This is a genomic window from Mycobacterium sp. (genome assembly GCF_008709575.1).
Taxonomy (GTDB): Bacteria; Actinomycetota; Actinomycetes; order Mycobacteriales; family Mycobacteriaceae; genus Mycobacterium.
On record NZ_VYIK01000109.1, the window covers coordinates 1 to 4,388 of the forward strand.

Below are 4,388 nucleotides of genomic sequence, written 5' to 3' on the forward strand. Positions count from 1 at the left end.
AAGCTCGCCAGCAAATCAGGCCCTACGCTCGACCAGTGCGGAAAACGGGCCTAGCCACGCTTCCTGCGGCGGTGGTCGCCGGGTGGCTAGAAGGTGACCGCACACTCTTCGGGCAGCACCTGGAAGTCGGTGTGGGTCATTTCGCTGAGCCGGCCGTAGTAGATGCCCCGGGCATCCGGCGCGATGATGCCCTGATGGATGGGCACCGCGCGGGCGGGCGCCACCGCGCGCAGGTAGTCTACCGCCTCGGAAATCTTCATCCACGGTGCCGCTGCCGGGGCGGCCAAGATGTCGACTGGCTCGCCGGGAACAAACAGCGCATCTCCTGGATGCATGAGCCGCGCCGGGTGGTCGCCGTCGCCGACCAGATACGAGATGTTATCGACAACTGGGATTTCCGGGTGGATGACCGCATGCCGGCCTCCGACTGCCCGGATGGTCAGCTCCCCGACCCGGAGCTGGTCGCCGACATGCACAGCTTGGCACGGCTCACCGAGCTGGGCGGCGGTTTGTGGGTCGGCATACAGCGCGGCGGCCGGATTGCCCTGACACAGCCCGGGCAAACGGGCCCCGTCCACATGGTCGGGGTGTTGATGGGTGATCACTATCGCCGACAGGCCGGTGATTCCCTCGAATCCGTGCGAGAAATTGCCCGGGTCGAACAACACTTTGGTGTGGCCGAAGTCGGCCAGCAGACACGAATGCCCGAAATGGATGAGTTCCATGCCCACCAGTGTGCCCGCACCGGATGCCGGGCGCCGGTTCATGCCAGTGCGGCGGGCCGGCGGTGGACCGGTAGAGTTGGCGCCGATCGACGCAAGGAGGAGACGCCGGTGGCCCGGGTGGTCGTGCACGTGATGCCCAAGGCTGAGATTCTCGACCCGCAGGGTCAGGCGATCCTCGGTGCGTTAGGGCGGCTGGGACACAGCGGTATCTCAGATGTTCGGCAGGGCAAGCGGTTCGAGCTGGAGATCGATGACACTGTCGGGGATGCGGAGTTGGCCGAGATTGCCGAGTCACTGTTGGCCAACACCGTGATCGAGGACTGGACACTGAGCCGGGAAAACTCGTGACGGCCCGGATCGGTGTCATCACCTTTCCCGGGACGCTCGACGACGTCGACGCCGCCCGGGCGGTGCGCTTGGCCGGCGCCGAGGCGGTCGGTCTGTGGCACGCCGATGCCGATCTCAAGGGTGTCGACGCGGTGGTGGTCCCGGGTGGGTTCTCCTACGGAGACTATCTGCGGGCCGGAGCCATCGCCCGGTTCGCGCCGGTGATGGGTGAAGTCATCGCTGCTGTCGGCCGCGGTCTACCGGTTTTGGGCATTTGCAACGGCTTTCAGGTGTTGTGTGAGGCCGGGCTGTTGCCCGGTGCGCTCACCCGCAATGCGGGTTTGCATTTCGTGTGCCGCGATGTGTGGCTGCGGGTCGAGTCGGTGACGACGGGATGGACGTCGAGGTTCGAGCCCGGCGCCGACCTGCTGGTGCCGCTGAAGTCCGGCGAGGGCCGTTACGTGGCCTCCGAGCGGGTGCTCGACGAGCTCGAAGGCGATGGGCGGGTGGTGTTCCGCTATCACGACGACATCAACGGCTCGTTACGCAAGATCGCCGGAATCAGTTCTGCCAACGGTCGCGTCGTCGGACTGATGCCGCATCCCGAGCATGCGGTTGAAGCGCTGACCGGGCCGTCCGAGGACGGGCTGGGCCTGTTCTGCTCGGTGCTGGATTCCGTTCTGGCTGCCTGAACCGCCGGCCCGGCCAGACAGTACGTCGACTGCGGCTCAGCAGCCCAGGCAGACTGACGCCTCGGCGGTGTGGCACAAAAACGTCATCGTCTCCTGCGGGTACAACTGCACGGTTTCGGCATCGTGGCCGAGGTAACCGATCGACACGTCGGTGCCCAGTTGTAGGTCGAAATCGCCGCCGCGAGTGGTCAGCACGATGGCGTCGTCGATGGCCGGCGCCCAGATGATATCTCCGTCGACGAGCCGGTTGAGGTGCTCGCGGATCGGGTAGCCGTGTTCGGTGGTCTCGCTGACTTTGGTGTAGAAATCGGCCGACAGCACAACGCAGTACGGTCCGTCGACACCGGCCAGCCGCAGCGCGGACAGCGCCTGGCTGACGCCGATCTGCGTGGAGCTGGCCGCCAGCGGTCCGTCCGGATTTTCGGTTCCGTCGACGAATCCGAGCAGGTCCCGGTTGTCGAAGAACTGGAATCCGTGCACCTCGTCGACGACGGTCACAGCACCGGCCAGGGCGTCCATCAGCCGGGTGGCCAACTCGAAGCACACGTCCAAGGTTTCAGCGCGGATGTGAAACAAAAGGTCGCCGGGGTTCTGAGCGGTTGGCGGATTACGGAGTGATAGTGAGCGTATGAACGTTCTAGTGAGTGTGCTGGTGGTGTGAATTTGACGGAGTGGGCGCGGGCTCAGGGCGTGCATCCGCAAACGGCGTACCGGTGGTTTCGGGAGGGGATGTTGCCGATGCCGGCGGTGCGGGTCAATGAGTGCACGGTGTTGGTGTCAGCGGATGCGCCCACAGGATCGGCGTCGGCGGGCGGGTTCGGGTTGTACGCGCGGGTGTCGTCTCATGATCAAAAGCCGGACTTGGATCGCCAGGTCGTGCGGCTGAGTAGTTGGGCCGCGGCGGCGGGCGGGACGGTGGTTGGGGTGGAGGCCGAGGTCGGGTCCGGGGTGAACGGGTCACGGGCGAAGCTGCGCCGGCTGCTGGCCGATCCGAAGGTGACCGCGGTGGTGGTCGAGCATCGGGATCGGTTGGGGCGGATGACCACCGAGCTGGTCCAGGCGGCGCTCTCGGCGCATGGCCGCCGGCTGGTGGTGCTCGATTCCGTTGAGGTCACCGATGATCTGGTGCGCGACATGGTGGAGGTGCTCACAAGTTTCTGTGCCCGACTCGACGGGCGGCGCAGTGCCCGCAACCGTGCGCTCAAAGCGGTCGGGTGCGCACAGCGCGATATCGGCCCGCAGGCGGTTGTCGGTGGCCGGGTGGATGATGGCGGCCATGAGTAAGACTGCGCAGCGGTGGGCGGTCAACTATCTGCGCCACGTCGAGACCGACTACGACTGGCGGCGGGACTGCGTGGCCGGCCGGGTCGGCGTCGTCGAAGCCCGACTGCTCATTGGTGAACAGGTGCTCAACGCTATCGCCGACCAGTACCGGTGTCTGGCAGCTGAGTGCGCCCGCCAGAAGGCGGCCCGCCTATGAAACTGCGGGTGATCGCGGCGCCGTTCGTGGCCGATCCGGCGAGCGGTGTGGGCATCCGGACCCGGTTGACGGGACTCACCGACACTGATGTGCAGGTGTTGCGTGTGGTGGGTGCCCACCTGGGGCGGCTCGCCGCGGCGGATTGGGTCGAGCGGGTCCGTGACGGCCTGGCCCACGACAAAGGGGCGTGGGCGGACCGCAAACGCGTCATCACCGCCTCGGCGACCGCGCGGTGGGCGGGTGCGATCACCAAAGCCACCCATGATCAGTGGGCGCTGGCGCGGCGGGGCCAGCTCGCCCACATTTCGTCGTTGCGGGATGCGGTGGCGATGATCGAACACCGGCTGGCCCAAAGGCTCGGCGCCAAGGGCACGCACGGGATGCCGGGCGGCTACCGGTCGGCGCACGAGTGGTTCGTCAAGTCTCGTCGCCTGGCGACCCTGCAAGCCCGGCTGGCCCGTGTTGAGGCCGACTACGCGGCCGGGCGGGTGAGCGTGGTGCGCGGCGGACAACGGTTGCTGCACACGCGCCACCACCTCGATGATGCCGGTATCACCGAGACGCAGTGGCGCGCGCAGTGGGAGGCGTCACGCTGGTTTTTGTCCGCTGACGGCGAGGCCGGCAAAAAGCACGGCAATGAAACCATCCGCATCCCACCTGATGGGCAGGTGTCGATCCGGCTGCCCGCACCGCTGGCCCATCTCGCCAACGCCCCCCACCAGCGCTACATCCTCACCGGCTTGGCCACTTTCGCCCACCGCGGCGATGAATGGGCCGACCGGGTCGCCGCCCATCAGGCTGTCGCCTACCGCATTCACCACAATCCGGGCACCGGACGCTGGTATGTGGACGCGTCCTGGCAACGCGCATCTATCCCGGCGGTTGCGCTCGACACGCTACGCGCCGGGCAGGTGATCGGGGTGGATATGAACGCCGATCACCTCGCCGCGTGGCGACTGGACCCACACGGCAACCCGATCGGCGCGCCGCGCACGTTCAGCTACCAACTCGACGGCGCCGCCGATCACCGTGACGCCCAACTGCGTCACGCGCTCACCCGGCTGCTGCACTGGGCGCAGCGCACCGGGGTCAAAGCGATCGCGGTCGAAGATCTCGACTTCACCGACTCCACGACACGGGAAAAGCATGGCCGCCGGCGCCGGT

6 protein-coding genes and 1 pseudogene are annotated in these 4,388 nt (G+C 67.0%); 5 read left to right on the forward strand and 2 right to left on the reverse strand.

From position 1 onward, the window contains the following. Positions 1 to 86 precede the first annotated feature (86 nt). Complete coding sequence (locus F6Q13_RS16750) at positions 87 to 725, reverse strand: MBL fold metallo-hydrolase (RefSeq protein WP_293058939.1); 639 nt, start codon at positions 723 to 725, stop codon at positions 87 to 89. A gap of 108 nt (positions 726 to 833) precedes the next feature. On the opposite strand from F6Q13_RS16750, the gene purS reads away from it, so the two are divergent. Together purS and purQ are read left to right on the forward strand one after the other, a co-directional pair. Beyond that, positions 834 to 1,073 carry a phosphoribosylformylglycinamidine synthase subunit PurS gene (purS, locus tag F6Q13_RS16755; RefSeq protein WP_293058942.1) on the forward strand — a complete coding sequence of 80 codons (240 nt, stop codon included), beginning with the start codon at positions 834 to 836 and terminating at the stop codon, positions 1,071 to 1,073. Next, a complete protein-coding gene (purQ, locus tag F6Q13_RS16760) occupies positions 1,070 to 1,744 on the forward strand; it encodes a phosphoribosylformylglycinamidine synthase subunit PurQ (protein WP_293058945.1) in 675 nt (224 codons plus the stop codon). Before purS ends, purQ begins: the two co-directional genes overlap by 4 nt. A gap of 36 nt (positions 1,745 to 1,780) precedes the next feature. Here purQ and F6Q13_RS16765 read toward each other — a convergent pair. Continuing rightward, positions 1,781 to 2,332: pseudogene (locus F6Q13_RS16765) on the reverse strand (family 1 encapsulin nanocompartment shell protein); the annotation flags it as partial. Positions 2,333 to 2,401: 69 nt separating this feature from the next. Between F6Q13_RS16765 and F6Q13_RS16770 the strand changes: the two are divergent. The 3 genes from F6Q13_RS16770 to F6Q13_RS16780 form a co-directional block, all read left to right on the forward strand. Then, a complete protein-coding gene (locus F6Q13_RS16770; protein ID WP_293058948.1) occupies positions 2,402 to 3,028 on the forward strand; it encodes an IS607 family transposase in 627 nt (208 codons plus the stop codon). Beyond that, the gene (locus tag F6Q13_RS16775; RefSeq protein WP_293058951.1) at positions 3,021 to 3,224 is read left to right on the forward strand and encodes a hypothetical protein; all 204 of its coding nucleotides are present in this window, start codon (positions 3,021 to 3,023) and stop codon (positions 3,222 to 3,224) included. The genes F6Q13_RS16770 and F6Q13_RS16775 overlap by 8 nt, the downstream gene beginning before the upstream one ends. After that, on the forward strand, positions 3,221 to 4,388 hold a 1,168-nt coding region (locus F6Q13_RS16780; protein WP_293058954.1), incomplete at its 3' end, for a hypothetical protein. The genes F6Q13_RS16775 and F6Q13_RS16780, both read left to right, overlap by 4 nt.